General features: G+C 54.2%; 1 protein-coding gene. It reads right to left on the reverse strand.

The genetic code is table 11. The annotated features are described in order from the left end of the window. Positions 1 to 180: hypothetical protein (locus NW837_RS15375; protein ID WP_414332528.1), on the reverse strand; the 180-nt coding region annotated here is incomplete at its 3' end. Positions 181 to 568: the final 388 nt, after the last annotated feature.

Below are 568 nucleotides of genomic sequence, written 5' to 3' on the forward strand. Positions count from 1 at the left end.
ATCAACAGAGCCGTCTGCTGAAACGCCACTTGGGTAAATATTGGCGCAGCCCGACAAATCGGTTATCCAGGTGAGGGACTGTGCGTGGGCAACAGCGATTGTAGACGCCAGAACAATCGCGCTCAGAAGCGCGTGCAACCCAGACATCATCCAATGGTTCATACCCGTATCTCCGTTCATAGAGATTCCCATGCGTGACGCTATACTGATTAAGACTTACGCAGTTGACGATATGTTCCCACTGGAGTTGGAGGCTCTTGCCTGCCAGTTGTCTTCCTCAGCCGCGCAAGTCCAACGAAACCCCACTTTCCGTGGTTACTGGGCGGTTGGAATGAAGCACTGAAGTCAGTATCTTTGTAGTAGCGCATGGGCAACGCATGCAGCCGCTTTGGGAGTCGGGGCAAGCAGTGAATGGAATAACGCCTGCAGCGGTCGAGAAGGTATACTAACCTGCAGTCTACAACCAAGGAGGACGATTCGACTTGCAAGTCAGGATGGCAGACTTAGGCAGCCAGTACCTGCGGATACGGGACGAGGTAGAGCCGCTCGTACTGGAGGCGCTGGCGAG

The sequence above is a fragment of the Synechococcus sp. R6-10 genome, assembly GCF_047461815.1.
Taxonomy (GTDB): Bacteria; Cyanobacteriota; Cyanobacteriia; order Thermostichales; family Thermostichaceae; genus Thermostichus.